The 26,702-nt window shown below is 35.6% G+C and carries 27 protein-coding genes and 1 riboswitch; of the genes, 25 read left to right on the top strand and 2 right to left on the bottom strand.

What is annotated here, in order from left to right:
- The first annotated feature begins 31 nt into the window (after positions 1–31).
- The 5 genes from OL233_RS11085 to OL233_RS11105 all read left to right on the top strand — a co-directional run bounded on the left by OL233_RS11085 (position 32) and on the right by OL233_RS11105 (position 4,998).
- Positions 32–838, top strand: a complete 807-nt coding sequence (locus tag OL233_RS11085; protein WP_275472372.1) for a hypothetical protein — start codon at positions 32–34, stop codon at positions 836–838.
- A gap of 114 nt (positions 839–952) precedes the next feature.
- A riboswitch (purine riboswitch) is annotated at positions 953–1,050 on the top strand.
- A gap of 79 nt (positions 1,051–1,129) precedes the next feature.
- Complete coding sequence (locus tag OL233_RS11090; protein WP_275472373.1) at positions 1,130–2,404, top strand: nucleobase:cation symporter-2 family protein; 1,275 nt, start codon at positions 1,130–1,132, stop codon at positions 2,402–2,404.
- Positions 2,405–2,522: 118 nt separating this feature from the next.
- Complete coding sequence (locus tag OL233_RS11095) at positions 2,523–2,912, top strand: GntR family transcriptional regulator (protein WP_275472374.1); 390 nt, start codon at positions 2,523–2,525, stop codon at positions 2,910–2,912.
- Entirely contained in the window at positions 2,902–3,798 is an 897-nt protein-coding gene (locus OL233_RS11100; protein ID WP_275472375.1) for an ATP-binding cassette domain-containing protein, read from the top strand. Before OL233_RS11095 ends, OL233_RS11100 begins: the two co-directional genes overlap by 11 nt.
- 12 nt (positions 3,799–3,810) lie before the next feature.
- Positions 3,811–4,998, top strand: coding sequence for a hypothetical protein (locus tag OL233_RS11105; RefSeq protein WP_275472376.1), 1,188 nt, complete (start codon positions 3,811–3,813; stop codon positions 4,996–4,998).
- A 187-nt stretch (positions 4,999–5,185) separates the two neighbouring features.
- Here OL233_RS11105 and rnhC read toward each other — a convergent pair whose 3' ends face one another.
- A complete protein-coding gene (gene rnhC / locus OL233_RS11110; RefSeq protein ID WP_275472377.1) occupies positions 5,186–6,103 on the bottom strand; it encodes a ribonuclease HIII in 918 nt (305 codons plus the stop codon).
- Positions 6,104–6,329: 226 nt separating this feature from the next.
- Here rnhC and OL233_RS11115 point away from each other — a divergent pair, with 226 nt between their 5' ends.
- From OL233_RS11115 to OL233_RS11150, 8 genes are all read left to right on the top strand, one after another.
- Positions 6,330–6,827, top strand: coding sequence for a cell division protein ZapA (locus tag OL233_RS11115; protein ID WP_275472378.1), 498 nt, complete (start codon positions 6,330–6,332; stop codon positions 6,825–6,827).
- A gap of 18 nt (positions 6,828–6,845) precedes the next feature.
- Positions 6,846–7,391 (top strand): CvpA family protein, encoded by a 546-nt coding sequence (locus OL233_RS11120; RefSeq protein WP_275472379.1) that lies wholly within the window; start codon positions 6,846–6,848, stop codon positions 7,389–7,391.
- Positions 7,392–7,474: 83 nt separating this feature from the next.
- A complete protein-coding gene (locus tag OL233_RS11125) occupies positions 7,475–9,841 on the top strand; it encodes an endonuclease MutS2 (protein WP_275472398.1) in 2,367 nt (788 codons plus the stop codon).
- A 94-nt stretch (positions 9,842–9,935) separates the two neighbouring features.
- A complete protein-coding gene (gene trxA, locus OL233_RS11130; protein WP_275472380.1) occupies positions 9,936–10,244 on the top strand; it encodes a thioredoxin in 309 nt (102 codons plus the stop codon).
- A 139-nt stretch (positions 10,245–10,383) separates the two neighbouring features.
- On the top strand, positions 10,384–11,169 hold the full coding sequence (locus OL233_RS11135; RefSeq protein WP_275472381.1) for a metal ABC transporter ATP-binding protein: 786 nt from the start codon (positions 10,384–10,386) through the stop codon (positions 11,167–11,169).
- A gap of 2 nt (positions 11,170–11,171) precedes the next feature.
- Entirely contained in the window at positions 11,172–12,029 is an 858-nt protein-coding gene (locus tag OL233_RS11140) for a metal ABC transporter permease (RefSeq protein ID WP_275472382.1), read from the top strand.
- Positions 12,016–12,963, top strand: coding sequence for an Mn/Fe ABC transporter substrate-binding lipoprotein EfaA (efaA, locus tag OL233_RS11145; protein ID WP_275472383.1), 948 nt, complete (start codon positions 12,016–12,018; stop codon positions 12,961–12,963). Before OL233_RS11140 ends, efaA begins: the two co-directional genes overlap by 14 nt.
- Positions 12,964–13,039: 76 nt before the next feature.
- Positions 13,040–13,501, top strand: coding sequence for a Dps family protein (locus OL233_RS11150; protein WP_275472384.1), 462 nt, complete (start codon positions 13,040–13,042; stop codon positions 13,499–13,501).
- A gap of 35 nt (positions 13,502–13,536) precedes the next feature.
- Here OL233_RS11150 and proC read toward each other — a convergent pair whose 3' ends face one another.
- A complete protein-coding gene (gene proC, locus OL233_RS11155; RefSeq protein ID WP_275472385.1) occupies positions 13,537–14,346 on the bottom strand; it encodes a pyrroline-5-carboxylate reductase in 810 nt (269 codons plus the stop codon).
- A gap of 189 nt (positions 14,347–14,535) precedes the next feature.
- Here proC and mprF point away from each other — a divergent pair, with 189 nt between their 5' ends.
- From mprF to OL233_RS11215, 12 genes are all read left to right on the top strand, one after another.
- Entirely contained in the window at positions 14,536–17,115 is a 2,580-nt protein-coding gene (gene mprF, locus OL233_RS11160; RefSeq protein ID WP_275472386.1) for a bifunctional lysylphosphatidylglycerol flippase/synthetase MprF, read from the top strand.
- A gap of 39 nt (positions 17,116–17,154) precedes the next feature.
- The gene (locus OL233_RS11165; RefSeq protein ID WP_275472387.1) at positions 17,155–18,105 is read left to right on the top strand and encodes an ABC transporter substrate-binding protein; all 951 of its coding nucleotides are present in this window, start codon (positions 17,155–17,157) and stop codon (positions 18,103–18,105) included.
- The gene (locus tag OL233_RS11170) at positions 18,089–18,865 is read left to right on the top strand and encodes an ABC transporter ATP-binding protein (RefSeq protein ID WP_275472388.1); all 777 of its coding nucleotides are present in this window, start codon (positions 18,089–18,091) and stop codon (positions 18,863–18,865) included. The genes OL233_RS11165 and OL233_RS11170 overlap by 17 nt, the downstream gene beginning before the upstream one ends.
- Entirely contained in the window at positions 18,855–19,592 is a 738-nt protein-coding gene (locus OL233_RS11175; RefSeq protein WP_275472389.1) for an ABC transporter permease, read from the top strand. The genes OL233_RS11170 and OL233_RS11175 overlap by 11 nt, the downstream gene beginning before the upstream one ends.
- A gap of 97 nt (positions 19,593–19,689) precedes the next feature.
- Positions 19,690–20,802: a serine hydrolase gene (locus OL233_RS11180; protein WP_275472390.1), complete on the top strand. Its 1,113-nt coding sequence runs from the start codon at positions 19,690–19,692 to the stop codon at positions 20,800–20,802.
- Between the two features lie 21 nt (positions 20,803–20,823).
- Positions 20,824–21,036 (top strand): hypothetical protein, encoded by a 213-nt coding sequence (locus OL233_RS11185; protein ID WP_275472391.1) that lies wholly within the window; start codon positions 20,824–20,826, stop codon positions 21,034–21,036.
- Positions 21,037–21,165: 129 nt separating this feature from the next.
- Entirely contained in the window at positions 21,166–22,266 is a 1,101-nt protein-coding gene (locus OL233_RS11190) for an AAA family ATPase (RefSeq protein WP_275472392.1), read from the top strand.
- A gap of 80 nt (positions 22,267–22,346) precedes the next feature.
- Positions 22,347–22,685 (top strand): carboxymuconolactone decarboxylase family protein, encoded by a 339-nt coding sequence (locus tag OL233_RS11195; protein ID WP_275472393.1) that lies wholly within the window; start codon positions 22,347–22,349, stop codon positions 22,683–22,685.
- Positions 22,686–22,833: 148 nt separating this feature from the next.
- Positions 22,834–24,093 carry an MFS transporter gene (locus tag OL233_RS11200; RefSeq protein ID WP_275472394.1) on the top strand — a complete coding sequence of 420 codons (1,260 nt, stop codon included), beginning with the start codon at positions 22,834–22,836 and terminating at the stop codon, positions 24,091–24,093.
- Positions 24,094–24,147: 54 nt separating this feature from the next.
- Positions 24,148–24,624 (top strand): nucleoside 2-deoxyribosyltransferase, encoded by a 477-nt coding sequence (locus OL233_RS11205; protein WP_275472395.1) that lies wholly within the window; start codon positions 24,148–24,150, stop codon positions 24,622–24,624.
- 147 nt (positions 24,625–24,771) lie between these two features.
- Positions 24,772–25,689 carry a permease gene (locus OL233_RS11210; RefSeq protein WP_275472396.1) on the top strand — a complete coding sequence of 306 codons (918 nt, stop codon included), beginning with the start codon at positions 24,772–24,774 and terminating at the stop codon, positions 25,687–25,689.
- 18 nt (positions 25,690–25,707) lie between these two features.
- Complete coding sequence (locus OL233_RS11215; RefSeq protein WP_275472397.1) at positions 25,708–26,544, top strand: TIGR03943 family putative permease subunit; 837 nt, start codon at positions 25,708–25,710, stop codon at positions 26,542–26,544.
- The last annotated feature ends 158 nt before the right edge of the window (positions 26,545–26,702 follow it).

Raw genomic sequence — 26,702 nt, forward strand, 5'->3', positions numbered from 1 at the left:
TAGTAATAGAGTTTTAAAAGGATGTGAGATCATGCTAAAAAAATTACTTTTGATAGGATTAGCTGTGTTGATGTTAGTTGCTTCTTTTGGTGCAGGGGCATACGGGACAAGAGTTTATTTAGAGCGTGAAAATGCTAAATCTGACCGTAAAGAAGAGTCATCGACAGTTGAGCGTCTCTCTGCTGAGATAGCAGAACTGGCAACCTACAGCGAGATGGAGTTAGAAGCAGATAAACTGCCTTTATCTGTAGATGTTATGTCAAAAAAAATTGCACGAATTTATTCAGAAGTGTCTGATTTAAGCGATGGACAGCTAAAAAAAGAGTCACTATTAGCAAGTTTGAAAAGAGTTGAATTAGATTATGAAGAAAAAGTTAAGGCTGCTGAGGAATTAAAGAAACAGCAAGAAGAACAACGTGCACTGGAAGAAACCAAACAAGCAGAAGCGTTGAAAGAAGCTGAGGAAAAAAGAAAATTTGCAGAGCGTGAATTAGAAGAAGCTAAGAAACGCGAGCAAGAATATAAGATACACGTAAAAGAGTCCGAGAGTACTAGAGAAACTGAAAAAGAAAAATCAAAAGAGGATGAGTCATTATTTAAAATACCCAAGATTTTTACTAAAGGACAGGCTAAGACTAAAGCTGAAGAGTGGTATGAAAAAGAACACCCACTTGATTCTGAAAATCGATTGGAGAGTCAGGTTTCTGGAAAAGAATCGGACTCAAAAGGAACATTTTGGACGGTCAAAGGGCAGTTGAAAGAAGGTCACCGTTCTAGATCTAAAACCGTATTTGAAGTAAAAGTTTACGACAATGGTGAGGTTATATCTGAAAATTAAAGAAGAGAGATCTCTCTCTTTTTTATTTTCGTTTAAAAACGAACAATTTATAACAATATTGAAAAATTGTCTGTTTTTATCTTGATTAAATAACGATTTTGCTAGATAATAGGAACATCAAATGACAACTTAACTTATATAACGCTGAAATATGGTCGGCAGTCTCTACCCAGTACCGTAAATACTGGACTATAAGTAAAAAATAGTGTGAGAAAGACACCTTTTTTTGCTTATGCAGAAAAAGGTGTCTTTGTTTTTAGGTTAAGTAAAAAAGCCATAGGAGGAAAAGGATTGAAAACAGAGTTAAGAAAAGGACAAGAAGCGGTTTTGGGGTTGCAACATTTACTCGCAATGTATGCAGGAGCGGTAGCAGTACCGTTATTAATTGGAACGGGTCTTAATTTTAACGCTGAACAGATGACATATTTGATTTCGATTGATATTTTCATGTGTGGGGTTGCAACGCTACTGCAATTAGTAGTAACAAAGTACTTTGGAATTGGGTTACCTGTCGTATTGGGGTGTGCGATTCAGACGGTAGCACCACTTATTATGATTGGGAATAGTAAAGGTGTTGGGGCAATTTATGGCTCGATTATAGCATCGGGTATTATCGTAGTCCTTATCTCTGGTGTTTTTTCTAAGATAAAAAAACTATTTCCGCCAATCGTAACAGGAACGATTATCACAGTGATCGGTCTAACACTTATCCCTGTTGCGATGGAGAAAATGGGGGGCGGTAGCAGTAGCTCACCTGATTTTGGTTCAAGTAAGTCTTTGCTATTAGCCTTTGTAACGATTGCGTGTATTTTAGTTATTCAAGTATGGGGACGAGGCTTTTTGAAATCTATTTCAGTACTCGTTGGGTTATTAGTGGGAACGGTTTTAGCAGGTCTAATGGGCGGGATTGATGTTAGTCCGGTTGGAACAGCGCCGTTATTTCACTTGCCTCAGCCCTTTTATTTTGGAAAGCCAACGTTTGATTTAAGTTCAATAGTATTGATGGTCATTATATCTATCGTTAGCATGGTAGAGTCAACGGGAGTTTACTTTGCACTAGGTGATATTGTGGGTAAAAAAGTGGGAGAGGAAGAATTAAAAAAAGGCTACCGAGCAGAAGGTCTTGCAGCTATTTTAGGAGGAATTTTTAATACGTTCCCTTATACTGGTTTTTCTCAGAATGTGGGATTAGTTCAGCTTTCTGGCATCAAAAATAGACGTCCAATTTTTTATTCAGCCTTCTTTTTAATTATTCTAGGATTATTTCCCAAAGTAGGAGCATTAGCTCAAATTATTCCGGAGCCTGTATTAGGTGGGGGGATGTTAGTTATGTTTGGGATGGTTGCCATTCAAGGGATTAAGATGTTAACTCAAGTTGAGTTTAATAATGAAAAAAATCTTGTGATTATGGCGATCTCGATTGGATTTGGTTTAGGTTTTAATAGTATGCCCCAGTTGTTTCAATCGTTACCAGAGATGGTTCAACTCTTTACAAGTAATGGTATAGTGATGAGTAGTGTGACGGCAGTTGTGCTTAATTTAGCGATTAACGGATTAGAAAACTAATAGTACAGAAAGGGAGTAGCGTTTAGCTACTCCCTTTTTTATTTTAAAAAAGGGCTTTACAAAAACAAGTGTACTATATATACTAGTACACGAGATACAGTTGAGAAGGAGGTGCCTTATGTTGATCAATAAAACAAGTCCGAAGCCATTTTATGAGCAAGTGGTATTAGGTATTAAAGAAGATATTCTACAAGGAATTCTTCAACCAGGTGATAAGTTATTGTCGGTTAGAGAGATGGCAAATTTTTTAATGGTTAATCCGAATACGGTAAGTAAAGCGTATAAAACCTTAGAGGCAGATGGAGCGATTGTGACTGTTAGAGGAAAAGGGACGTTCGTTAATGAATTAGAAAAAGAGTATCGTAACGAAAAAGAGATTGAAAAAGTGAAAAAGCAATTTCAATCGTTAGTGATTGAGGCTAGTTATTTAAACATTCCCAAAGAAGAATTAGCAAGTTGGCTAAATGAAACGCATGAAGGGTTAGGAGGAGTAGACAATGAAAGTTAAACAACTAAAAAAGTCGATTGATAGTAAGGTCATTATCGAAGGGATTAATTTTGAATTAAATCGTGGTGAAATTGTGGGGCTAGTCGGTCGTAATGGGACAGGGAAGACAACCTTATTTAGAACATTAGCAGACCACTATCAAGCGGATGAGGGCAGTATTGTCATCAACGGTAAGAGTTTAGTAGAAGCGCGTCAAAATTATGAAGAGATTTTTTATAGTGATACTGAAATGACATTTTTAAGTGGGCTGACGCCAGATAAAATGGTGCTATTTTATAAAGAGTTGTATCCGCGATTCGATAAAGAAAAATTTGTTGGATTGGTAGAGAAGCATCAGTTACCTCGTAATAAGCCATTTAGAAAATATTCTAAAGGAATGAAAGGGCTACTCCTAATCATCCTTGCCGTTTCAAGTGGTGCTAATTACATTTTACTCGACGAACCATTTGATGGGCTGGATATTTTGATAAAAAAACAAGCCATTCAACTTGTATTAAATGAAGTCAGCTTAAATAATCGAGGCATTTTAATTTCATCTCATAACTTAATCGAGTTAGAGCAAATTGTTGATCGAGTATTGCTGATGAAAGATCAAACAATTGTTAAAGCGTATCATTTAGAAGATATGCGTGAAGAGGCTGTGAAGCTACAGCTTGTTTTTAGAGGTGAAACGATTCCTGAGATTGTTAAAGAAACAGGAGAAGTCTTAGAGGTTCGTGGCCGAGTTATTGTAGCTTTGTTTGCTAATTATAATGAAGCCATTGAAGTGGAGTTGAAGAGTTTAGAGCCACTTGTGATGGAGCAATTGCCAGTGAGTCTTGAAGATTTATTTACTGCAAATCTAGCCGATGAGTTGATGATTGATCAGCCGCGTGCGTTGGTATAGGGGGGATAAGAGATGACAAAATCATTAAATAAATTATTAGTTCAACGGTACTGGAAATATTTATTACTTGTTGTAATTGTGATTTCAGGTATGGCGTTTATGGATGCTTTTTCAGGTATAAAAAATTGGCAAGCGGTGGAACAAAATCAGTCAAGACCAGAGGAAAGAGAGTATTTTGAATCAAGACTTAAAGATGACGATACAGAAGTTCCAGGAAAGGTAGCTTATTACGATTTTAAATCAGGAGAGGAAAAGTTTACAGATGATTTTGAAGAGTATAAAAAGTCAGAGTTACAGTTTACTGTTAGAAGTTATAATACAGAAGAATATGCAGTGAATGAGTTCTATAGTGAGAGTAGCTTTTATCTTGTCATCATCCTGATGGTAGTTGGCTTTTTAAGTTTCTTTTTAGATTTAAAAACCCATTTTAATACGTTATTATTCAGTTCACGTTTCACTAGGAAAGATATTTTTATTCGTAAGAAAGTATTGATAAGTGGGACGCTCTTAGTCACATTACTGCTGACTAAACTAATTGGTGTATGGGTATTAAAATTAGCTATTCCAAGTGAGCATTTCTTAGTCGATATGGGACCGATGATGATTTCTGTAGTGACCAGTACGATTACCCTTATGACAGTTTATGAAATCTTTGCTTTTGCAGGGATGATTATGGGTGAGTGGGTCACCGCAATTGGTACATTGGTAGCCTTTTGGTTTTCGTTACCTATGGCAAGTGACGCAATTGACCGTCTGGTTATAATAGTTAAACATTACATTTTAGGTTATTCAATGAGAGAGATAGACCAAGGTTCATGGTTAGACAATGGGTTTGTAACCTATCTTAATGATAGTCCCTTTGATATGAAAAATGTTATTTTATTACTAGTTGTTATTGCTATTCTTATCATTAGTGCGATTTATTTATATAATAAGATGGGCTTAGATAACAATAATGAATATTTAGTATTTAATGGTTTGAAGCGTCCTATTCAGTGGGTGATGATAAGTTATATTACAGTTATTTTAGCAACGACAGGTATTACCGATCATTTATACGTGAGTAATATTGAATTCAGTTGGATTGGGTTCGCCTTGAAGGTAGCGTTTAGTTTAGTACTATCCTACTTACTTTCTCAAGGACTGATTTATCGTAAGTTCAAATTGGGGACTAAGTCTATAGATTTAACACGTAAATAAAAAAGCTAGTCCCCATCGAGGGACTAGCTTTTTATTTCTTTTTCCAGTTACTTAGAGCAAAGCGAATTTCCTTACACCTTTTTCTTGGGTTCTGAAAAATTGATGTCATAAAACTTCAGCTCATCCACGAATTGAAAGAGCCAATTAGGGGATGAACTTCCAGTTTTTAGCATCATCCCATTTTTCCTCACACCTTTTTCTTAGCTTTTTCGGTGTTGGCGAAGTGGAGTTTAGTGTATTTACCTAGAAGTTCCATACCGCCTCGTTTTAGGATTTTAGCAGCGACGCTGTCAGATTTTGTGCCGGCACCTGAGGGGATAGTCATACCAAGTTCTTTGCTGGCTTTGTCTAGCTCATCTAGGAAGCTTGCGCGACAAATAATAGAAGCTGCAGCTACTGATAAGTGATGATGTTCACCTTTTGTTGCAAAGTATAGGTTATCTTTAACTTGGACTTTTTCACGAGATAAATGCTTACGGTAGTTCCCTTCAGGTGTAAATTGGTCAATCAAGATACCTTGTGGAACAGTTGGTGCAATATCTTCTAATAATAATGCAATCGCTTGGTTATGTAAGGCAACTTTCATACGCACAGCATTGTATTCTGGTTGGATTTGATTGTATTTTTCTGGTGTAACAACAAGTTCTTTATAGGGTAAAACGAGTTTGATATCTTTAGCGATTTCACGAATCTGGATATCTGTTAATTCTTTAGAATCTTTAACACCAAGTTCTTTGAGTAAAGGCATTTGACTCGCTTCAACGTAAGTTGCGCAGACCACAACTGGTCCGAAGTAACTGCCGTTTCCGACTTCATCGCTTCCTGCTGCTGACCAGGTTGCGAAATCTTTTGGTAAAGTACTGCTAGTTGTTGAACTACTTGTTTTTTTTGCTTCAAGGGCATTTCCCCATTTCGCTGCCTCTTCCTCAGCGCCGGCTCCTTGGAACATTACTTTTCCCGAATTATAGCCAGTAACGGTAAGAGCACCAACCTTGGCAGAAAAAAGGGAATAAGGTGGTGTTTTTACTTTTAGTTGTGGCTTATAATGCGTGGCCATTTCTTTTAATTTAGTGGGGGTTACTTTAATAACGCAAGAATTTGCCATAATAATCATCCGTTCTTATTTTAAGTTTTGGTTGTTGTTTTTCCTATATAAATAGTACGCATTAACAGTGTATACAATTTTAATATGAAACTCAATGTTCTTGAGGTATATTAGATTGTAAATTGAAATAAACTCCCTTATAATAGAGTATGATTTTAAATTGATGTAATAGCAGGTAGCAACTGAGAATTAACACAGGTTATTATTGATGGTGGAGGGTACTCAAATGACTCAAAATAAAAAACGTTATAAAGCAGTTATTGGTGATAGAGCATACACAATCATAGGCAAAGAGAGCAAAGCACATATGGATATTGTGACGGCCTTAGCAAATAATCAACTACGTGATATTTTAAATATGTCTGATACTACAACGATGGAGCAAGCTGCTATTTTATTAGCTGTTAATGCTCTATCAGACCAAGTCAAAAAAGAATCGAAAGTTATTGAGATGGAAAAAGAAATTCAAGAGTTAAATGAAGCGATTGAATTTTTAGAGTTAGAGAAATCAGAGCTTACCAATCAAGATGAAAAAATTAAGACTTTAGAGTCACGTCTGAAGCGCTATGATGATCTAGAAACAGAAGCAAAAAAAGCGCTGTTAACAGCGGGACAAGAAGTTGAAGAGTTATCTCCAATGGAGGCGCAGCAAATATTAAATCAGCAAGTAAAAGAAAAAATTCAAAAGAATGCTGACGTATTGTCAGAAAATGATAAATCATAGAGAGAAAAGGTTGAGACTATGTTAACAATTGTAATTATGTTGACTTTAGCTATTGCGTTTTATACTGGTGCTAGACGTGGTCTGGTGCTCCAGGCTGTTCTAACAGTTGGGTATATAATAACAATGTTTATAGCTAAAGCTAAGTATCCTGTAGTAGCTAAAAAAATAGAACTTTTAATTCCGTATCCAGCACCAACACCACAAAGTGAGCTACATTATTTTGCTGGAGAGTCTCTCTTTAAATTAGACCAAGCTTTTTACGGTGCAATGGGCTTTTTAATTATCATTATGATTGGCTGGGCAATTATGCGCTTTGTAGGCCTACTTTGTCACCAATTAACATTTTTCCCTATAACGATGGAGTTAAACGTATACGGTGGTGGCCTTTTAAGTTTTGCAGTTGCGTATTTAGCACTGTTTATGTGCTTGATGATAGGTGCGATGATACCATTGGATGGTGTTCAGAAAATGATTGAAGAAAGTACTATTTCGAGATTTATTATTGAAAATACACCTTATTTTTCAAAAACAGTCATCGATTGGGTCAATCAAATTATTTATTAATACCAATAAAAGCTGAACGATTGACGTTCGGCTTTTATTTTAGAATAAGACACAACTAGAAATAGAAATGGAAGTGATGGATGATGAATCCAAAAATTATAAAAACGTTAGAGTTTGAAAAAATAAAGCATCTTTTAACGGAGTTTTCAGTTACTGCAGCTGGACAAGAAGAAATTGAAAGTTTAGCACCGATTACCGATAGAGAAACGTTAGAAAAATGGTTACTTGAAACAGAAGATGGGATGAAAATTCTTCGTTTACGTGGCGGCATCCCGTTACCTAAATTGGAAAATATTAGACCACATATGAAGCGTATCGAGATGGGAGCTAATCTTAATGGCATAGAATTAGCAAACGTGGGCCGTGTGCTCCAAACTACAGCAGAACTAATTCGTTTCTTTGACGACTTATCAGATGCCGAGATTGAGTTGCACCGCTTGTATGAGTGGGTCGGACAAATGCAAACTGTACCAGCTCTTTCACAACGTATCCGTGAATCTGTAGAAGAAGATGGACGTATTACAGATGAGGCTTCTCCAGAACTTAAGGGAGTAAGAACTGCCATTCGCCGCAGTGAGCAAACGATTCGTGAGCAATTAGATGGTTTAATTCGTGGTAAAAATGCTAAGTATTTAAGTGATAGTTTGGTAACAATGCGTAATGATCGTTATGTTATTCCAGTTAAACATGAGTACCGTGGTGTCTTTGGTGGTGTGGTTCATGATCAAAGTTCATCAGGTCAAACGTTATTTATTGAGCCTAAGCAAGTAGTGGAGCTTAATAATAAATTAAGACAGCATCAAATTGCAGAGCGTCAAGAAATTGAACGTATCTTAGCAGAACTATCAGCAGAGTTAGAACCGCATCGTATTGAAATTTTACATAATGCTTATGTGTTAGGTAAATTGGATTTTATTGCCTCTAAAGCGGCATTTGGTAAAAAATATAAAGGGACTATTCCAACTATTAGTGATGAAAATCATGTGGCTTTGAAATCGGCGCGTCATCCACTGATTGATGCTGAGAAAGTAGTAGCTAACGATATTCATATTGGGGAAGATTATCAAGCGATTTTAATTACAGGACCAAATACTGGTGGTAAGACAATTACTCTTAAAACATTAGGGCTATTACAATTAATGGGACAATCTGGTTTACCCATAACGGTAGAAGAAGAAAGTGTTATTGGAGTCTTTGATAATATCTATGCTGATATCGGAGATGAACAGTCTATTGAGCAAAGTTTGAGTACGTTCTCGTCACATATGACAAATATTGTGTCTATTTTAGCAGATGTCGATGACAAGAGCTTGGTATTATTTGATGAGCTAGGCGCGGGAACAGATCCCCAAGAAGGAGCGGCTCTTGCGATTTCTATCTTAGATGCGGTGGGCGCTAAAGGCGCTTATGTTATGGCGACAACGCATTACCCTGAACTAAAAGTTTATGGTTACAATCGTCCCGGTACGATTAATGCCAGCATGGAATTTGATGTGGATACACTTAGTCCAACTTACAAATTATTAATCGGTGTACCAGGTCGAAGTAATGCTTTTGAGATTTCAAAACGTTTAGGTTTAGATGATATGGTAATTGAATCAGCTAAACAAATTCTTGATGGCGACAGCCAAGATCTAAATGATATGATTGCTGACTTAGAAAATCGACGTAAGATGGCTGAAACAGAATATATGGAAGTGCGTCATCATGTATCGGAAGCAGAACGATTACACGCTGAATTAGAAAACGCTTATGGCTATTTCTTTGAAGAACAGGACAAAGAGTTAAGTGCAGCTAAACAAAAAGCGAATGACATTGTTAAAGAAGCGGAAGAAAAAGCGGAACAAATTATTGCAGACTTACGTGAGAAACAAAAAGCGATTGGTAAAGCGAATGTTAAAGAGCATGAGTTGATTGAAGCAAAAGGGCAACTTTCAAATCTTTATCATGAAGAAGATCATCTGAAGAAAAATAAAATCTTACAAAAAGCAAAAGAGCAAAAAAATCTGCATGAAGGTGATGATGTAAAAGTTGAATCTTACGGCCAGCGTGGGACATTGATTAAGCCAATGGGCAAAGGGCAATGGCAAGTGCAGATGGGTATCTTGAAAATGACGCTAGATGAATCTGATTTAACCTTAATTAAACCGGAGAAAGCGAAACCGCAACGTATGATTTCAACGATGAAAGGTTCAACGTCTAGTCGAGTAACTAGCCAATTAGATTTACGAGGAAAACGTTATGAAGATGCGTTAAGAGAAGTAGACCAGTATTTAGATGCTGCTATTTTAGCAGGACATGGTCAAGTGACGATTGTTCACGGAAATGGGACTGGAGCGCTTCGTACAGGGATAACAGACTTCCTTAAAAATCATCGTAGCGTGAAAAAATTTGGTTTAGCACCTCACAATCAAGGTGGAACTGGTGCAACGATTGTTCAGTTTAAATAATCTAGGATTGCAAACAAATTATTAGAGAAATAAAAAATCCTCTGTTATAATACAAAGTGTAAAGAATAAAACGGATATCCAGGAGGAATGTAAAATGGCAAAAATATTTACAGATAGCAATTTCGAAGCAGAAACAAGTAATGGCGTAGCATTAGTTGACTTTTGGGCACCATGGTGTGGTCCTTGTCGTATGCAAGGTCCTATCATTGATGAATTAGCTGAAGAAATGCCAGAAGTTTCAATTGGTAAAATTAATGTGGATGAAAATGCTGCAACTGCAGCAAACTTTGGTGTACAAAGTATCCCAACTCTTCTTATCAAAAAAGATGGTCAGATTGTGGAAACGTTAGTAGGCGTTCACCGTAAAGAACAATTAAAAGAAATTTTAGCAAAATATGCTTAATTTAAAAGAGCTTCGTAGCCGATTTCGGTTACGAGGCTCTTTTTTTATGAGTACTTTAGTTGACCATTAGCTTTCTTGATGTTAACCTTATATAAAAGTTAGGTAAACCTAAAAAGATTGTTAGAGGGAGATTGAAAGTATGAAGAGACATGGTAGTTTAAATAAAGAGCGTCGTTCCAACGAAACAAATAAAAATATTAGAGTAACTGATTTAACAGTGGCGTATCAAGGGAAGACTGCCCTGGATTCAGTTTCGTTAACGATTAAAAAGAATGCAATAACTGGAATAATTGGTCCGAATGGAGCAGGTAAGTCAACTTTCATCAAGGGTGTAATGGGGTTAGTGCCGACGGTATCAGGGGAAAGCCTGTTAGGTCAGGATAATCTATTAGATCACAAGCACGATATTGCTTATGTTGAGCAACGAAGCATGATTGATTTAAGTTTTCCAATCACTGTAGAAGAAGTTGTATTGTTGGGGACCTATCCTAAGTTAGGGTTATTCCGTAGACCGAAGCAAGCTGATCATGAAAAAGTTAGAGCCTGTTTAGAGTTAGTGAAAATGAGTGAATTCAAGACTAGACAAATAGGTGAATTGTCTGGAGGACAACTGCAGCGGGTCTTTATAGCTAGAGCACTTGCTCAAGAAGCATCTGTTATTTTCTTAGATGAACCATTTGTAGGGATTGATATGAGTAGTGAGCGTGTCATTGTGGATGTTTTAAAAGAACTTAAAACATTAGGAAAAACGATAGTGATTGTCCATCATGATTTGCATAAAGTAACAGAATACTTCGATGAGCTAATTGTGTTGAATAAACAATTAATCGGTTATGGCCCAGTTGAGAAAGTATTTAATACAAAGATAATTCAAAAAGCTTATGGTGATACTTTAGGCGATATCAGAATAAAAGGGGTTGAATAAAGATGATAGCTAATTTTATAGATGGGTTGATGCGGTATGAATTTTTACAAAATGCTTTAATAACGTGTTTGATTGTCGGATTAATTTCGGGTGTTATTGGGTGTTTTATTGTCTTAAGAGGAATGTCTTTAATGGGAGATGCAATTTCCCATGCCGTACTACCAGGTGTCGCGATTTCTTATATGATGGGAATTAATTATATTATAGGTGCGTCAATCTTTGGGATTGCAACGGCAGGTTTAATAGGGTTAGTCACACAAAAAAGTAAATTGAAAAACGATACAGCCATTGGGATAGTGTTTAGTTCGTTCTTTGCTTTAGGAGTTATTCTCATTTCATTAGCTGAAAGTTCGACCGATTTGTATCATATTTTATTTGGGAATGTTTTAGCGGTAAGGCATAGTGATATTGTAATGACAGCAGCAGTGGCGTTCATTGTTTTTATTTTTATCATTATTTTTTATAAAGAGTTACTTGTCAGTTCTTTTGATCCAACGATGGCAAAAGCATATGGTTTAAATACTCAATTGATCCATTACTTATTGATGTTTGGTTTAACGTTAGTAGCGGTAACCTCACTTCAAACAATTGGTACGATTTTAGTAGTCGCATTATTAGTAACACCAGCGGCTACGGCATATCTTCTAACAAATAAGCTCTCTCATATGATTATGATTTCAGCGGGAGTCAGTACGTTAAGTTCAGTTATTGGGTTGTTCTTTAGTTACAGTTACAATTTAGCATCAGGAGCAGCGATCGTCTTAACAGCAGTTTGTTTCTTTGCTATTGCATTTTTATTTTCACCAAAACAAGGCATTTTAAATAAGAGAAAAGAGGTTACAGTTCATGAAGAAATTTAAATACATAATGATGGCAGGACTTGCAGTGGTTCTTTTAGCAGGGTGTGGTCAAACGAAAACAAAAGAAAAAAAGGAAGAAGCCAAAGGTGATGGAGTTTATCTTCACGTGGTAGCAACAAATTCAATTTTAGCAGATATGGTTGAAAAAATAGGAGAAGACAAGTTAGATGTACATAGTATTGTACCAGTTGGAACGGACCCGCATGAATACGAACCGTTACCAGAAGATATCTCAAAAGCAACGGATTCAGATGTGATCTTCTTCAATGGTTTAAATTTGGAAACAGGTGGAAATGGTTGGTTTTCAAAGTTAATGGAAACGAGCCGTAAGAAAGAAGATCATGATTTCTTTTCTGTAAGTAAAGAAGTCGAACCAATGTATTTAAACGGTAAAGGTCAAGAATCAGAACAGGATCCTCATGCGTGGTTAGATATTAAGAATGGTATTAAGTATATTAATGCTATTGAAGATGTCCTAGTTCAAAAAGATCCCGAGAATAAAGAGTTTTATCAAAAGAATGCAAAAGACTATACAGATAAACTACAAAAGCTACATGATGAGTCCACGGATAAGTTTTCTGCCTTACCCAAAGAAAAAGCATTACTTGTGACCAGTGAAGGGGCGTTTAAATATTTTTCAAAAGCATATGGATTAGAAGCCGCTTATATTTGGGAAATTAATACAGAGAGCCAAGGGACACCCGATCAGATGAAAGGAATTATTGACAAAATTAATGAAACAAAAGTGTCATCGTTATTTGTTGAAACAAGTGTTGATCCTCGTAGTATGGAGAGTGTGTCTAAGGAAACAGGTATTCCAATTTATAAAACAATTTTCACCGATTCTTTGGCAAAAAAAGGAGAAGTTGGAGAGAGTTATTATAGTATGATGGATTATAATTTAAAAACAATTTATGAAGGACTATCAAAATAATTAGTGAGCATGTTATTTGTAATTATTATAAATAAGAGGTATGATAGGTATATAAATAAGAAGGAGGAATTAGTTTATGAGTTATGAAAAAACGCAAGGTGTTTTAAACCAATTAGTAGCAGATTTGAGTCAATTTTCAGTGATTATCCATCAGACACATTGGTACATGCGAGGAACTGATTTCCTAACGCTTCACCCACAAATGGATGAGTTCATGGATGGGATTAATGGTCAATTGGATGAAGTAGCAGAACGTTTGATTACAATCGGTGGTGCTCCTTATTCAACATTGAAAGAATTTGCTGAACATACAAAATTAGAAGATGAAATTGGGAGTTATGATAAAGATATGACATCTCGTATCGAGCGTTTAGTAGACGGTTACCGTTATTTACAAGGCGTACTTGCAACAGGGATCGAAGTAGCGGGTGGCGAAGGTGATAACGTAACAGAAGATATGTTTATCGATATGAAAGGGTCAGTCGAAAAAACAATCTGGATGTTAACAGCTAAATTAGGTCAAGCACCTGGAATTTAATAAATAAAAAAAACGCACAGTGATGTGCGTTTTTTTTATTTTCCTAATTCACTATCACGTTTGATAGTAGCATCTAAACCTTTTATAACAGTAGAGATGAATTTTTCATCTTCTAATGCGACCAGCCCAGCGACAGTTGTCCCACCTGGCGAGCAAACTTTATCAATCATGTCCCAAGGCGTCTCTTCAACATTAAGCAAGGTTTCGGCACTACCTAGAACAGTTTCAGCAGCAATTTTTGTAGCGATGTCTTTTGGTAAGCCGTTTTTGACACCGGCTCGTGATAAGGCATCAATGAATAGATAAGTATAAGCAGGTGAACAGCCAGCTATAGATGTAAAGTTTGCAAAGTCTTTTTCTTCTAAACGATAAGTAGAACCTACCGATTGGAATATTTTTTCGACAGCAGTGATATCATCTTCCGATACAAATAAGTTAGAACAAAGAGCAGAGACTCCTTTTCGAATCGTAACATTCATATTGGGCATGACTCTAATGATTTTTTGAGCGGAATGCTCTGAGATAAGATTGGCCAATGTATCTAATGTTAGACCTGCTGCAATCGATACGACTATCGGTTGTTTTTCTACTAAGACAGACCCAATTTCAGCAAGGACTCCTTCAAATTTATTTGGCTTAACTGCTAATATTAGACAATCTACTTCCTTAACAAGACTTGTATTATTCAGCGAGGCAGAAACACCTAATTGTTGTGCTCTTTGTTGAGCGCGCTCAGATGTAGAGGCTGTTAAAAAAATGTTTGAGGCTTTAAAAGAACCACTAGCTACCATCCCTTTGATGATTGCTTGTGCCATGTTTCCAGCACCTATAAATCCAATTTTCATATAATTTCCTTCTTTCGGTAAGTTTCTTAGTTGTATCTTACTCGTTATTTTAAAAGTGTGCAATGCTTCTTAGTAGAACAGTGGAAAAAAAGCGTATAATAAGCTAACATAGTGAGGGACCAACTGTGCAGGTTGGCAATAAATTTCTAAATATATGTGAGTAGAAAAGAACTGAAACGAGTGTGACGTATGAAAAAGATAATCAAACAATTAGGAAGCTTGTTAAAGAAACATAGTGGCTTATTAAAAGTCTTGTTTTTATTTTCAATATTAGTTTTTGTAATTAATCAACTGACAGGTATCTTGCAAGGGATGACGTGGTCAGATTTGAAAGGGATTTTATTTGCTCAAAGGAAACGTACCTTACTTGCGATGACGGCTGTTGGGCTGGTGAGTGTGTCGCCGATGCTTTTATACGACTGGGTTACGGTTGAGATATTAGAGGAAAAAGGTAGGTCACGGTTAGACAGAAAAAAACTACTTTTTTCTGCTTGGACAACAAACACTTTAAATAATTTAGCTGGATTTGGTGGTGTATTAGGTGCGACACTTCGAGGTAAATTTTATGGTGGTGAGGTAGAGACGAAGAAAGTAGTGTCTACAGTGTCTAAGGTAGCGGTCTTTATGTTAAGTGGCTTATCACTTTTGTGTTTAGGAACGTTGCTTGATATTTCTTTTGTCCGACCAGATAACCCTTTTAGGAGCTATTCAATATGGTTGTTGGCAGGTAGTTTCGTAGCGCCAGGTCTTTCAATTTTTATTTATCTTAATAGAAACAAATTATTCCAAGACTTTCCAATAAAACGAGTTTTTAAACTTATGATTGCTTCATTAGGTCAGTGGTCTGGTGCACTTATGATGTTTTTAACGGTGGGCAAGCTTTTGCAAGTGGATGTGTCGCTTAGTACGATTTATCCGTTATTTATTGCAGCTAATTTCATCGGGATGATTTCTATGGTTCCAGGCGGGATGGGAACATTTGATGTTTTGATGATTATGGGATTAGGAAATTTAGGTATTTCTAAAGAATTGGCTTTAGCTTGGTTATTATTTTACAGAATATTCTATTATATTGTTCCTTTCTTTACGGGGGTCTATACTCTTATTCACTTAACTGGTGCAAAAATGAATGACTTTTTTGATAATATTCCAAAATTAGTGGTCCAACGCACGGCTCATTTGATTTTAGTTGGAATGGTGTATTTTGCAGGAATCATGATGGTTCTCCTTGCTACGATTCCTAATTTATCTAATTTGAGTTGGATTATTGAAAAATTATTGCCATTTTCATTTCATTTTTTAGACCAAACATTAAATATGTTGATTGGGTTTATGTTGCTAGGCTTAGCACGTGGCGTAGCAAATCGTGTTAAAAAAGCTTATTTTCCAACATTGATGATTTTATTATTCTGTATTGTTAATACTATTTCTAGAACATTTTCGTGGAAACTTGTTATATTTTACGCTTTTTTATGTGGCTGTCTTTACTTAGCACGACATGAATTTTACCGTAAGCAACTTATTTTTACATGGGAATCTTTATTATTTGATACCTTCTTATATGGCAGTTTGTTTATTCTATACTCTGTTGTAGGGTATTACTCAAGTGATCGAACAAATCATGGGGATTTACCGTCAAGATTCTTGTTATTCCCATCAGAAGATGTTTGGTTAGCGGGATTTGCAGGCGTTATTTTATCAGCAGCTACGATTGTAATGCTTTATGATTACCTAAGTAGTTCTGAACGTCCGGGTATTTTTTATGATGAAAAACAGGTAAAAGCTATGTTAACTCAGTATCCTGGAACAGATTATAGTCATTTAGCTCATTTAAGAGATAAGCGCCATTTTTATTATCAGGAAAAAGGGGTAGATAAAGTCATGTTTACCTTTGAAGTTCAAGGTAGTAAATTATTCGTTTTAGGAAATCCTGTGGGTGACGAACGCTTGTATACTAAAGCGAGCTTGGCATTTGGAGATGAGGCAGATGTATTAGGGTATCAACCTGTATTTTATGGTGTGACGGATAGTTATGCGTTACTGCTTCATGATATAGGATATGAATTTATAAAATTAGGTGAGTATGGCAGTATTGACTTGGAGCAACAAGATGAAACTATGGTTACGCAAGAAGAACAGCATAATCAGTTAATTAAATCGGGTTATCGTTTTGAGTATCAGGAGCCACCTTATAGTGATGTGTTAATAAAAGAACTGACAGATTTGTCTGATGATTGGAGTCAACATCAGCCAGAGCGTTATTTTTCAGTAGGTCGATTTAACCCTTATTATATTCAGCAAGGTGATTTAGGTCTTGTGTTTAATCAAGAAGATAATATAGTAGGCTTTATCACTGTTAAACCAGGGAAGGCAAAAAGTGAAGTAGGGTACGATTTAATTCGCATGACAACGGATATTCCAGAAGCTATCAAAGGATTTATGGTGACGAGTTTGGCAGAATCTTGTCGTAAACGTGGTGTTGATGTAGTAACGATTGGGTTAGCCCCACTTGCAAATGTTGGCGAGTCTAGAAGTGCTTTTTTTAAAGAGCGTGTGATAAATATTTTTTATAAATATAGCAATCCGTTATATGCATTCAAAGATAATCATCTATTTAAAGAAGAATTCGCGACAAATTGGCACCCACGTTATTTATCTTACAAGAAGAATAATAATTTATTACTGCTAATGATGCAGTTAACGTTAGTGATTGTAGGTCGAAAATCCAAACGGACACGTCCAATCGAAAGTTTTTATTTAACAGATTAGATTAAATTAACTTTTACATTATAGGAAAGAGGATAGAATATGAAAAATTGGTTTATAGGATTAGTAGGATTAGTTGTTGCAGCAAGTGTTCTAGTAGGATGTGCTCCTGAAGAGAAGAAAGAAGAAGCTATGAAAGGTAGCATCCCAAAAGTTCGTTTAGGTGTTATGCCGTCAACGGATAATATCCCATTCTTAGTGGCTCATAAAGAAGAATTTGACAAAGAGAATGGTGTTGAAATCGAATTAGAGATGTTTAAAAGTGCACCCGACAGAGATGCAGCTTTTCAAGCAGGAAAAGTTGATGGTGTTATTTCAGATTTAGTGGGCCTAGCTATTTACCTTGAGGGTGGTATGGATGTTAAAACAGTGGCAGCACCATACGATCAGTTTGATTTATTAAGTGGCGACAAGACGATAAAATCAGTAGAAGATTTGAAAGAGAAAGATGTTGTTTTTTCTAAGTTAACAGGAACAGCTTATGCAGTAGATATGATGTTAAAAGATAAGGGTCTAATGATGTCTGACATTAAAGTGACAGAAATTCCGCAAGTACCTGCCCGCCTAGAGTTATTGAAAAATAATAAAGCAGCTGCCGCGATTTTACCAGAACCATTTATTACTATGGGGAAAGCCAAAGGCATGCATGTGGTGAGTTCAACGCGTGATTTAGGTATTAACCCCTTTGCCATCGTCTTTGGTTCAGACTTTATTAAAGATCAGAAATCAGCGATTAAAGGAATGTTCGATGCTTATAATGAAGGATCAACTTATATTGCTAAAAATGAACCATCAGAATTTTTAGATATTTTTATTAAAGATGTCGGTTTCCCATCAGAGTTGAAGGACCAGATTGAGGTTCCTGATTTTGGGGAAATTGAACCGGTTAAAGAGTCAGATGTGACATCAGCTCTAGAATGGTCTAGAAACGCTGGTCTGTTATCAAAAAATATTAAACCGAAAGAAGTTATGAGTAATGTCTACTTCAAGTAAATCACTGGTTTTAAAACATATTAGTGTCGAGATAAAAGGGCAACAAATTTTAGATGATGCATCAGTTGAATTAGATGAGGGGCGTATTTATACGATTTTGGGTCCATCTGGAGTAGGTAAGACGAGTTTATTAAAAGTAGTGGCCGGTCTTTTACCTTTTTCAAGCGGGACGATGACTTTAGGAGGAAATGAGTTTAATCCTAATGAACATATTATAGGGTTAGTCCCACAAAGCTATGGCTTGTTACCTTGGCAGACCGCTTTTGAGTCAGTTAGCAGTGCTTATAAGATTAGTCATAATAAAAAGAAATTAACTGCGCAAGAAGAAAGGCTATTAACTCAGCTATTTTCTGATATGGCATTAATGGAACAGAAAGACAAGTATCCTAGTCAGTTGAGTGGTGGGCAACAACAACGTGTGTCTATTGCGAGAGCTTTTGCAACTGGAGGAGATTTTTTATTAATGGATGAACCCTTTTCTGCCCTGGACTCATTGAGTAGAGAGAAGGCACAACAATTATTTTTAAGACGATGGCTGAAAGGTCCTAAGACTACTTTATTTATTACTCATGATGTAGAAGAAGCTGTTTTTCTAGGTCAAACCATCTTGTTAATGGGAGATAGAGAAGGAATAACTATAGAAGCAATAGAAAATCCAGTGTTTGATCCATACGCGACAAGTTTAGAGATTAAAAATCATGACGATTTCTATCCTTTAGTAGAACGATTACGAAAGGAATTACATAATCATGACAAGTAAAAAACGTATACGAGGGTTAATAATTGCTGTTATTATTCTTCATATTATTTGGTGGGGAGCAAGTTTACTCTTAAATAAAGAAATTCTTCCAGGACCACTTAAAGTGTATGGATCCTATCCAAAGTTAATTGAAAATCAGTTGGGGTGGCATATTATAGTAAGTTTGAGACGTATGGCAATTGGCATGGGGAGTGCACTATTACTTGGAGGTATCGTAGGAATCTTAATGGGTAGAATTTCAAAAGTAAATCAATTTCTAGATCCTGTTATTTATTTAACTTACCCTATCCCTAAATTAGCACTTCTCCCGATGATTATGTTGTTGTTTGGTTTGGGGGAACTTTCAAAAATTTTATTAATTATTTTAATTGTATTTCCACAAGTAGTGTTGTCGGTTAGAGATGCGATACTTCAGATACCAAAACCGCTATATGATGTATACGAGTGTATGAATGCTTCGCAGTGGTCTATTTTTAAACTTGTCACGCTTCCTGCCAGTTTGGGAGCATTATTAAGTACAAGCAGAGTGTCATTAGGTACCGCAATCTCTGTTTTATTTTTTACTGAAAATTACGGAACAGAGTATGGTATGGGACACATCATAATGGATGCATGGCTAAGAATGGATTACCCACAAATGTATGGTGCCATTTTAACTTTAAGTTTAGTTGGATTTTTATTATTTAGCTTAATTGATACGACGGAGAGACTTTTAAAAAAAGGGTAAAAAACAGAGCTGAGCTCTGTTTTTTTACTGTTATTTAGGGTGAAATATGGTAAGATAACCGTGATTATGTTGAGAAAAAGATATGGAGCTAGATGAGATGAAAGTATTGGGTAAGAGAAAAATTCTGGGCGTAATATTGTTATTTATGCTAGTGATTTTAAGTGGATGTCAGGTTTTTTCTAAGATAGAAAATGTAGTTAAGCAAGAAGGTAAACAAGGAAAGAAAAAAGAAGTCGAAGAGAATTCAGATATAGAATATGATAAAGTTTCATTTGAAGTGACGTTATCGAATGAAGAAAGTATGTTACTTCATAGTCCAAATGACTACAGCACGTTATTTAAAGTGGGTAGCGTGAAATCACCATTTGAATTAGATGAGGTCGTAAAGGTAATAGAACAAGCTAAGACAGAAGATGCTATTTATTATAAAATAGCGGAGTCGGTGTGGGTCAATAAAGAGGATGTTACAATAGCCGATAATAGTATGGCGAAAGTTCAATCTTTATTGGATGATGAGTATGAGGATCCAGATATTGGCGTTTTTGTAAAATCGTTAGTAACAGGAAAAGAAGCCGGAATCCATGCAAATGAAATGTTTACGGCAGCAAGTACAGGGAAATTACCTATTATTTATTACACTCAAAAAATGATTTCAGATGAAAAAATTGATCCAGAAAAAACATTTAAAAATGATACAAGTAAAATTAATGAAATGGATTTGTCCTACCAACAAGAGGGAGCAGGAATACTTCAAGATAAACCAGAAGGGACGAGTTATTCTGTTGATCAAGTGTTGAGGTGGACGATAGAATATTCTGATAATCAAGGAACAAATTTTTTAGGATACTATGTTGGCAATGAATACGATAAAGAGATGAGAGATACTATAAGTAGGGTTATAGGTCGAACATGGAAGACGCCATTTGAGGTTACAGCGAAAGAAAATGGACGTCTGATGGAGGAAATCCATAAATTGGGTGGTCGGGCGATTGAGTATATGAAGAATACGGAGTATGATGACGAGCGTATTGCTAAGTATTTACCTGTCGATGTAGCTCATAAAATTGGTGATGTTGATGGGTATGAACATGATGTTGCTATTGTTTATGCTGATGACCCTTACGTTTTATCTATTATGACTAAAAATGATACGGGTTATGAAAAAATTGCGACGTTATCGAAAGATATATATAAATTATTAGGGCCATAGAGGGAAAGAGGACTGATAAATATGTTAGATACGATATTTGGATTATTATTTTTTGTTGGATTAGTTTTATTTTGGCGTTACCGATTAACGGACCAACGTAAACGCAATTTGAGTTTACTTTTAATTATTATAACATTGGTCTTTATAATTTTTTTCAGAGACAATTCTAAAGAAGAGCAACGAAAAAAAGAGCATCAAGCTGCCTTTCAGGTGGAACACGTTAACGTTTTCTAATCATTTGATTAGGAAACGCTTTTTTAGTTTAAATAAATAGTAGCGTTTTAAAAAAATATGGTACACTATTTTCGTAATGAAGCAAGTATACAGTTGAAAATAAAAAGAGTAGCTATAAGGAGTAACGAGATGAAGAAGCAATTGTTTGATATAACTGAAAAAAAAATTAAAGGTGATAAAATTGGTATTTTCTTTGGAACAGTCAGTCCACTTCACCAAGGGCATTATTCAGAAATTATCCGTGCAAAGCGTGAAAATGATGGGTGTATTGTTGTAGTAAGTGGCTATACAGGTGATCGTGGTGAAAATGCGGGGATGAATCTAACACAACGTGGTCGCTCAGCACGTGAAATATTTTCTGAGGACAATACGGTTTCTGTGACATATGTCAATGAAGATAATATACCCCCAATGCCAAAAGGATGGATTCCTTGGTTAGAGTTGGTCATGTCAGAAGTTAAAAAATTAACAGTAAATCCGAATGCATCATATGTGTGGTATACGGGCGAGTTAGACTATAAAGAAAAATTAAATGAGTTAAGACCGCAAGATGAGGTCGTGTTAGTCGATCGTCAGTTGCTGCCAATCAGTGGAACTGCTATTCGTGAAAATCCATTAAAAAATTGGGATTATATCATGCCACCATTCAGGAAATATTTTTCAAAAAACTACCTAGTGATAGGTAGTCCATCGACTGGGAAAACGTCATTAGTGAGGGACTTAGCTCGTCGATTTAATGCCCCTTATACACGTGAAGCGGCTAGGACATATGAGCCTTTATTTAATGTTCGTGATAACGAATTGTTAATCCAAGATTTATTAGGGATGGGTATCGCCCAATTTGAGGATAACCGTGAAGCGATCAGAAGTGCTGGGAATAGGGGAGTTGTCTTTTTTGATACAGATATTTCGACCACAGAAGTGTACACACAACTTTATGCGCCAGATGACTACGAAAGCGTCCGCCAGACATTTGAAATTTATGCGAAACGTCAAAAGTTTGAGAAGATTTTTGTTATTCCACCAATTACTGAGTATGTAAATGATGGCTTTAGGGATATGTCGACAGCTGATGAAGAAGAACGTATGGCGATGCACGATTCTTTCATGGCTATTATTGAAAAATATAACTGGTCGGATAAAGTTGTTTTATTAGATGACCCAACGTATATGGGCAGATACGAGCAAGCCTGTGAAGTAGTAGAGACTCTTTTAAATGAATCTAACTAATTTTTTAAAATAGAGCATCTCATTAGCAGAAAAGGCTTTCATCGTTTATGATGAGGTTATTAAATTAGGAGGCGATTGAGATGACAGAATTTACTGATTCGTACAAAGAATTAAAGGATAATTCATTATTACTGTCGAAACACTGTCCAGATGTAGCTAAAGCGTTTAAAGGATTACATGGTGAGGCAGTCAAAGACGATGTTTTGGATAAAAAGACTAAAGAATTTATTGCATTAGGTATTGCTATTGGTGTGAGGTGTGAAGGTTGTATTTTATCACACGTTAAAACAGCGATTTCGTTAGGTGCCACTATGGAAGAACTAGCAGAGGTAGTTAATATTGCAGTTCTAATGGGTGGCGGCCCCTCAACGGTTTATGGTGGCAAAGCACTAGCTATAGCAGAATCTTTGTTCGAGTAATAAAAAGACCCTTTGTTTACAAAGGGTTTTTAATTTGTCTTTTTTTTTGCATGAAATTAAATTTTTAGGACAATTATTAAATAAACGCTCTTTATACGAAAAATAAATTATGTTACTATTAAATCTATTCGTTATTAGGAGGAAAAAAATGAACAAAAAGCAAATCACGACATTATTTTTATTATTTTTAGGTTACAGTATCGTTTATTTAGACAAACAGTCTATGGCATTTTCATTAATCCCATTTACAGATCAATATGGATTTAATGAAACGGATAAAGGATTAATCGTTTCAACTTTTTATTTGGGCATAGGTTTAATGCAGATTCCGATGGGATTCTTATTAAATAAATTAAATACAAAATGGGTGATTGTAGGCTCATTAATTATTATTGGTGTAACAGCTTTATTATTTAGTAGTATTTCAGGATCGTTATGGCTATTCTTAGCTGTTCGTTTTATTTCAGGTATGTTTGGACACACAGCGTATCCACCTGCTTCAACTCTAGCAGTTAACAAAGTAATACCAGAGGATAAGAAAAGCTTTGCGCAGTCTATTTTACTCTCTTCATTAGGTGTGGCAGCATTAGTTGGGCCACTTGCTTTTGCCTCATTAGCTGAAGTGAAATGGCAAGCGATTTATTGGATAGTAGCAGGGGTAGCGTTAGTTGCAGCAGTCGGTTTTGCTATTTTTATGCCTAAAATAGAAGGTAAAAAAGAAGAAGAGTCGGAACCGGATTTACCGATTCGTTCAATTTTAAACAATCCTAACTTATGGTTAATGGCTATAGGTGCGGCTTGCGTTAATTTCGTAGTTATAGGTGCAGCTAATTTAATGCCGACTTATTTAGCGGTTAACAAAGAATTAGATATGGTATCTTTAGGTATTTTAGCGGCATTAGCAGGAATTTTCTTATTAGTTGGTGGAATTGGGAGTTCATTCGTAGTGACTAAATGGTTTAAAGGTCGAGAAGGTCACTTCATAGGTGTGAGTATGATTTTAGGAGTATTGGTTATTTGTTTAATGCCACTAATTCCGTCAGGACCGAGTGGTAAGTTTCCCTTATTCGTTATTATGGCGACAGGAAATCTCTTAACAAATGCAGCCTTTACAGTACTTTACAGTTTGCCTTTGGCAATGTTTAAAGGAAAATCATTTTCTCCTTCATTTGGTATTTTCTCATTAGGTGGGATTATCGGTTGCGTCACACCATCAGTAGTTATTGGGAAAATTTTAGATGCTACAGGTATGGATTATAAATGGATGTTTGTTAGTTTTATTATTAGTGCAGTCGTTCTTTATGTTGTTATGTTATTATTACGTGATAATCGAATTGAAGATGGTAAAAAAGGTCGAATCGAACGTAAAGAATTAGTCAAAGTTATGAATAAATACCATTTCCATTAAGTCTGCTATAATAAGAGTGATTACTAATACGATTAACTCTTAGGAGGAAGACTGATGACAAAAATTTATTATGCAGCACCGCTTTTTTCTGAAATGGAACGTCGTTACAATGACTATTTGGTAGCACAGTTAAGAGGGCAGTTTAAAGAGTTGGATATGTATGTCCCTCAAGAACAACTGGGTATTAATGATAAGTCAGCTTATGCAGACTCTAAAATGATTGCTAAATTCGATACAGAAGCTTTAATTACAAGTGATATCGTTATAGCTATATTAGATGGTCATACGATTGATACGGGTGTAGCAACTGAGATAGGCGTAGCTTATGCGAAGGGAATTCCAGTTATTGGATTGTATACCGATGTCAGACAACAAGGCGCGACTCAACCCGATAAATTAAAGGCATTGAGTGAAGTCGGAGAAAATCAATTTCATTACCTTAACCTGTACACAGCAGGCTTAATTAAATTGAATGGTGAGATAGTTAGTTCTGAGGAAGAGTTAGTATCAAAACTTTCAAGTTATATTTAAAAAGAGGCAAACAAAGATAGAATTCTTTGTTTGTCTCTTTTTAATTTCTTTCTAAATAATTAAGTTATAGCTAAGGTGCTAGTCAGCCTTGTTCAAATATATTATGATAAGTAAATAATCAGAAATTTAAAGTGAGAAGGAATAAATATGATAAATTTACCTCAATCGGTATTACAGGCAAGCGCTATTTTTGTATCAATTATTATTGAAGCTGTTCCATTTGTATTATTTGGTTGTGTGATAACCGGTTTTCTTCAGAGTTTTCTAGACCCAGCGAAAGTGAAACAATGGATACCAAAAAATAAAATTTTAGCAATTTTGACAGGCATGTTTTTGGGATTCTTTTTTCCATCATGTGAATGTGGAATTGTTCCTATAGTAAAAGAGTTACTAAAAAAAGGTGTACCGAGTTATACAGCAATTACCTTCATGTTAACGGCACCGATTATTAATCCAGTGGTCCTTTTTTCTACCTATATAGCATTCAATAATGATAGTTATCCTGTTTTTTTAAGAGTTTTAGGTAGTCTAGTGGTTGCTTTTATAATAGGACTTTGGTTAGCATACCGTAATAAAGATACGATATTGAAGGAAGAATACAAAAAAGGAGAGACTGCTCATAGTGGAAGTTGTTGCAATGAAGAGGTTTCACCTAAAGAAAAAGTCTCGCTATTTAATAAAATCAGTCATGCTCTTCAACATAGTGTGGATGAATTTTTCGATACCGGTCGTTACCTAGTTATCGGTGCACTACTTGCTGCACTAATGCAAACTTACTTAAAAACGGCACTATTATTTCCGTACGCATCAAATAAAGTAACGAGTATTCTTATTATGATGGGATTTGCCTTTATTTTATCTTTATGTTCAGAGGCAGATGCTTTTATTGGAACATCAATGAAAAGTATGTTTGGTTTAACACCAGTTATCGGTTTCTTAGTGTACGGACCGATGGTTGATATAAAAAACTTAATGATGATGAGTCATCATTTTACACGGAAATTTATGCTTAAATTAATTGGCTTAGTTACCGTTATTGTTTTTATTTACACGTTGCTATTATAGAAGGAAGGAGTGCTTAAAATGATTAGAACATGGATATTAGCGGGATATTTTATGATGATGAGCTACCTCCAAACAAGCGGTAAAATTAATCAGTATATTAATCCGAAATACCAGTATTTGAGTAAAATGACAATGTTTTTTGCTTTATTTTTAGCTATTATTCAACTCATTAGATGGGTTCGTGAAGATACAAGTAAAGAATCATGTGACTGTGAGGATGGTCATAATCACGGAAGTAAAACCTGGTTTGGTAAGGCTAGCACTTATTTTTTAGTGAGTTTGCCAGTGTTAGTAGTCTTCTTATTGCCAACGGTTAATTTAGATGCGAGTATTATTGATGCTAAAGGATTTAATTTCCCAATAAGTAAAGATAGTACCAGTTTTGGTGATATTGAGCAGCAGTATCTTAAACCTAATACACATATATTTTTTAATGATAAAGACTATGATGAACTAATGGAAAAAGATCTTTCTCATTATAAAGATAAAAAAGAGATATACTTAACTGATAAGAATTATTTGGAAGTGATGGAGTTGATTTATAATTACCCAAAAGAATTTAATGGTAAAAAAGTGAAGTTAACAGGATTTGCCTATAATCAAGAACAAACGAAAAAAATATTTTTATTTAGATTTGGGATACTGCACTGTGTGGCAGACTCAGGAGTCTATGGATTAATGTTACAAACTGATAATCCAGAAAAAAAATGGGATGACAACACCTGGTTACAGGTAACTGGTATTATCGATACTGAATTTTATGAACCGTTTGGGCAAGTGTTGCCTGTGGTGAAAGTCGATAAAACGCTACAGATAGATGCCCCTAAAGATGAGTATGTCTATCGTATTTTTTAATAAATCGGACCTTAGTTAGCTAAGGTTCTTTTTTTTATAAATAAAGCTTGCAATTGATTGATAAGCTTGGTATATTTATACATGTCGCTACGACGTGTAGCACAAACGAAAAAAACTTAAAAAACTTTTTCAAAAAGTAGTTGACGACATCAACTAAT

It is taken from the genome of Vagococcus proximus, assembly GCF_029143285.1.
Lineage (GTDB): Bacteria > Bacillota > Bacilli > Lactobacillales > Vagococcaceae > Vagococcus_D > Vagococcus_D proximus.

What these genes read in the sequence shown, in the direction of transcription:
- OL233_RS11085 (WP_275472372.1), top strand. Translation starts at nt 32, where the DNA reads ATGCTAAAAAAATTACTTTTGATAGGATTAGCTGTGTTGATGTTAGTT.
- OL233_RS11095 (WP_275472374.1), top strand. Translation starts at nt 2,523, where the DNA reads ATGTTGATCAATAAAACAAGTCCGAAGCCATTTTATGAGCAAGTGGTA.
- OL233_RS11100 (WP_275472375.1), top strand. Translation starts at nt 2,902, where the DNA reads ATGAAAGTTAAACAACTAAAAAAGTCGATTGATAGTAAGGTCATTATC.
- OL233_RS11105 (WP_275472376.1), top strand. Translation starts at nt 3,811, where the DNA reads ATGACAAAATCATTAAATAAATTATTAGTTCAACGGTACTGGAAATAT.
- rnhC (WP_275472377.1), bottom strand. Translation starts at nt 6,103, where the DNA reads ATGGCAAATTCTTGCGTTATTAAAGTAACCCCCACTAAATTAAAAGAA.
- OL233_RS11115 (WP_275472378.1), top strand. Translation starts at nt 6,330, where the DNA reads ATGACTCAAAATAAAAAACGTTATAAAGCAGTTATTGGTGATAGAGCA.
- OL233_RS11120 (WP_275472379.1), top strand. Translation starts at nt 6,846, where the DNA reads ATGTTAACAATTGTAATTATGTTGACTTTAGCTATTGCGTTTTATACT.
- OL233_RS11125 (WP_275472398.1), top strand. Translation starts at nt 7,475, where the DNA reads ATGAATCCAAAAATTATAAAAACGTTAGAGTTTGAAAAAATAAAGCAT.
- trxA (WP_275472380.1), top strand. Translation starts at nt 9,936, where the DNA reads ATGGCAAAAATATTTACAGATAGCAATTTCGAAGCAGAAACAAGTAAT.
- OL233_RS11135 (WP_275472381.1), top strand. Translation starts at nt 10,384, where the DNA reads ATGAAGAGACATGGTAGTTTAAATAAAGAGCGTCGTTCCAACGAAACA.
- OL233_RS11140 (WP_275472382.1), top strand. Translation starts at nt 11,172, where the DNA reads ATGATAGCTAATTTTATAGATGGGTTGATGCGGTATGAATTTTTACAA.
- efaA (WP_275472383.1), top strand. Translation starts at nt 12,016, where the DNA reads ATGAAGAAATTTAAATACATAATGATGGCAGGACTTGCAGTGGTTCTT.
- OL233_RS11150 (WP_275472384.1), top strand. Translation starts at nt 13,040, where the DNA reads ATGAGTTATGAAAAAACGCAAGGTGTTTTAAACCAATTAGTAGCAGAT.
- proC (WP_275472385.1), bottom strand. Translation starts at nt 14,346, where the DNA reads ATGAAAATTGGATTTATAGGTGCTGGAAACATGGCACAAGCAATCATC.
- mprF (WP_275472386.1), top strand. Translation starts at nt 14,536, where the DNA reads ATGAAAAAGATAATCAAACAATTAGGAAGCTTGTTAAAGAAACATAGT.
- OL233_RS11165 (WP_275472387.1), top strand. Translation starts at nt 17,155, where the DNA reads ATGAAAAATTGGTTTATAGGATTAGTAGGATTAGTTGTTGCAGCAAGT.
- OL233_RS11170 (WP_275472388.1), top strand. Translation starts at nt 18,089, where the DNA reads ATGTCTACTTCAAGTAAATCACTGGTTTTAAAACATATTAGTGTCGAG.
- OL233_RS11175 (WP_275472389.1), top strand. Translation starts at nt 18,855, where the DNA reads ATGACAAGTAAAAAACGTATACGAGGGTTAATAATTGCTGTTATTATT.
- OL233_RS11180 (WP_275472390.1), top strand. Translation starts at nt 19,690, where the DNA reads ATGAAAGTATTGGGTAAGAGAAAAATTCTGGGCGTAATATTGTTATTT.
- OL233_RS11185 (WP_275472391.1), top strand. Translation starts at nt 20,824, where the DNA reads ATGTTAGATACGATATTTGGATTATTATTTTTTGTTGGATTAGTTTTA.
- OL233_RS11190 (WP_275472392.1), top strand. Translation starts at nt 21,166, where the DNA reads ATGAAGAAGCAATTGTTTGATATAACTGAAAAAAAAATTAAAGGTGAT.
- OL233_RS11195 (WP_275472393.1), top strand. Translation starts at nt 22,347, where the DNA reads ATGACAGAATTTACTGATTCGTACAAAGAATTAAAGGATAATTCATTA.
- OL233_RS11200 (WP_275472394.1), top strand. Translation starts at nt 22,834, where the DNA reads ATGAACAAAAAGCAAATCACGACATTATTTTTATTATTTTTAGGTTAC.
- OL233_RS11205 (WP_275472395.1), top strand. Translation starts at nt 24,148, where the DNA reads ATGACAAAAATTTATTATGCAGCACCGCTTTTTTCTGAAATGGAACGT.
- OL233_RS11210 (WP_275472396.1), top strand. Translation starts at nt 24,772, where the DNA reads ATGATAAATTTACCTCAATCGGTATTACAGGCAAGCGCTATTTTTGTA.
- OL233_RS11215 (WP_275472397.1), top strand. Translation starts at nt 25,708, where the DNA reads ATGATTAGAACATGGATATTAGCGGGATATTTTATGATGATGAGCTAC.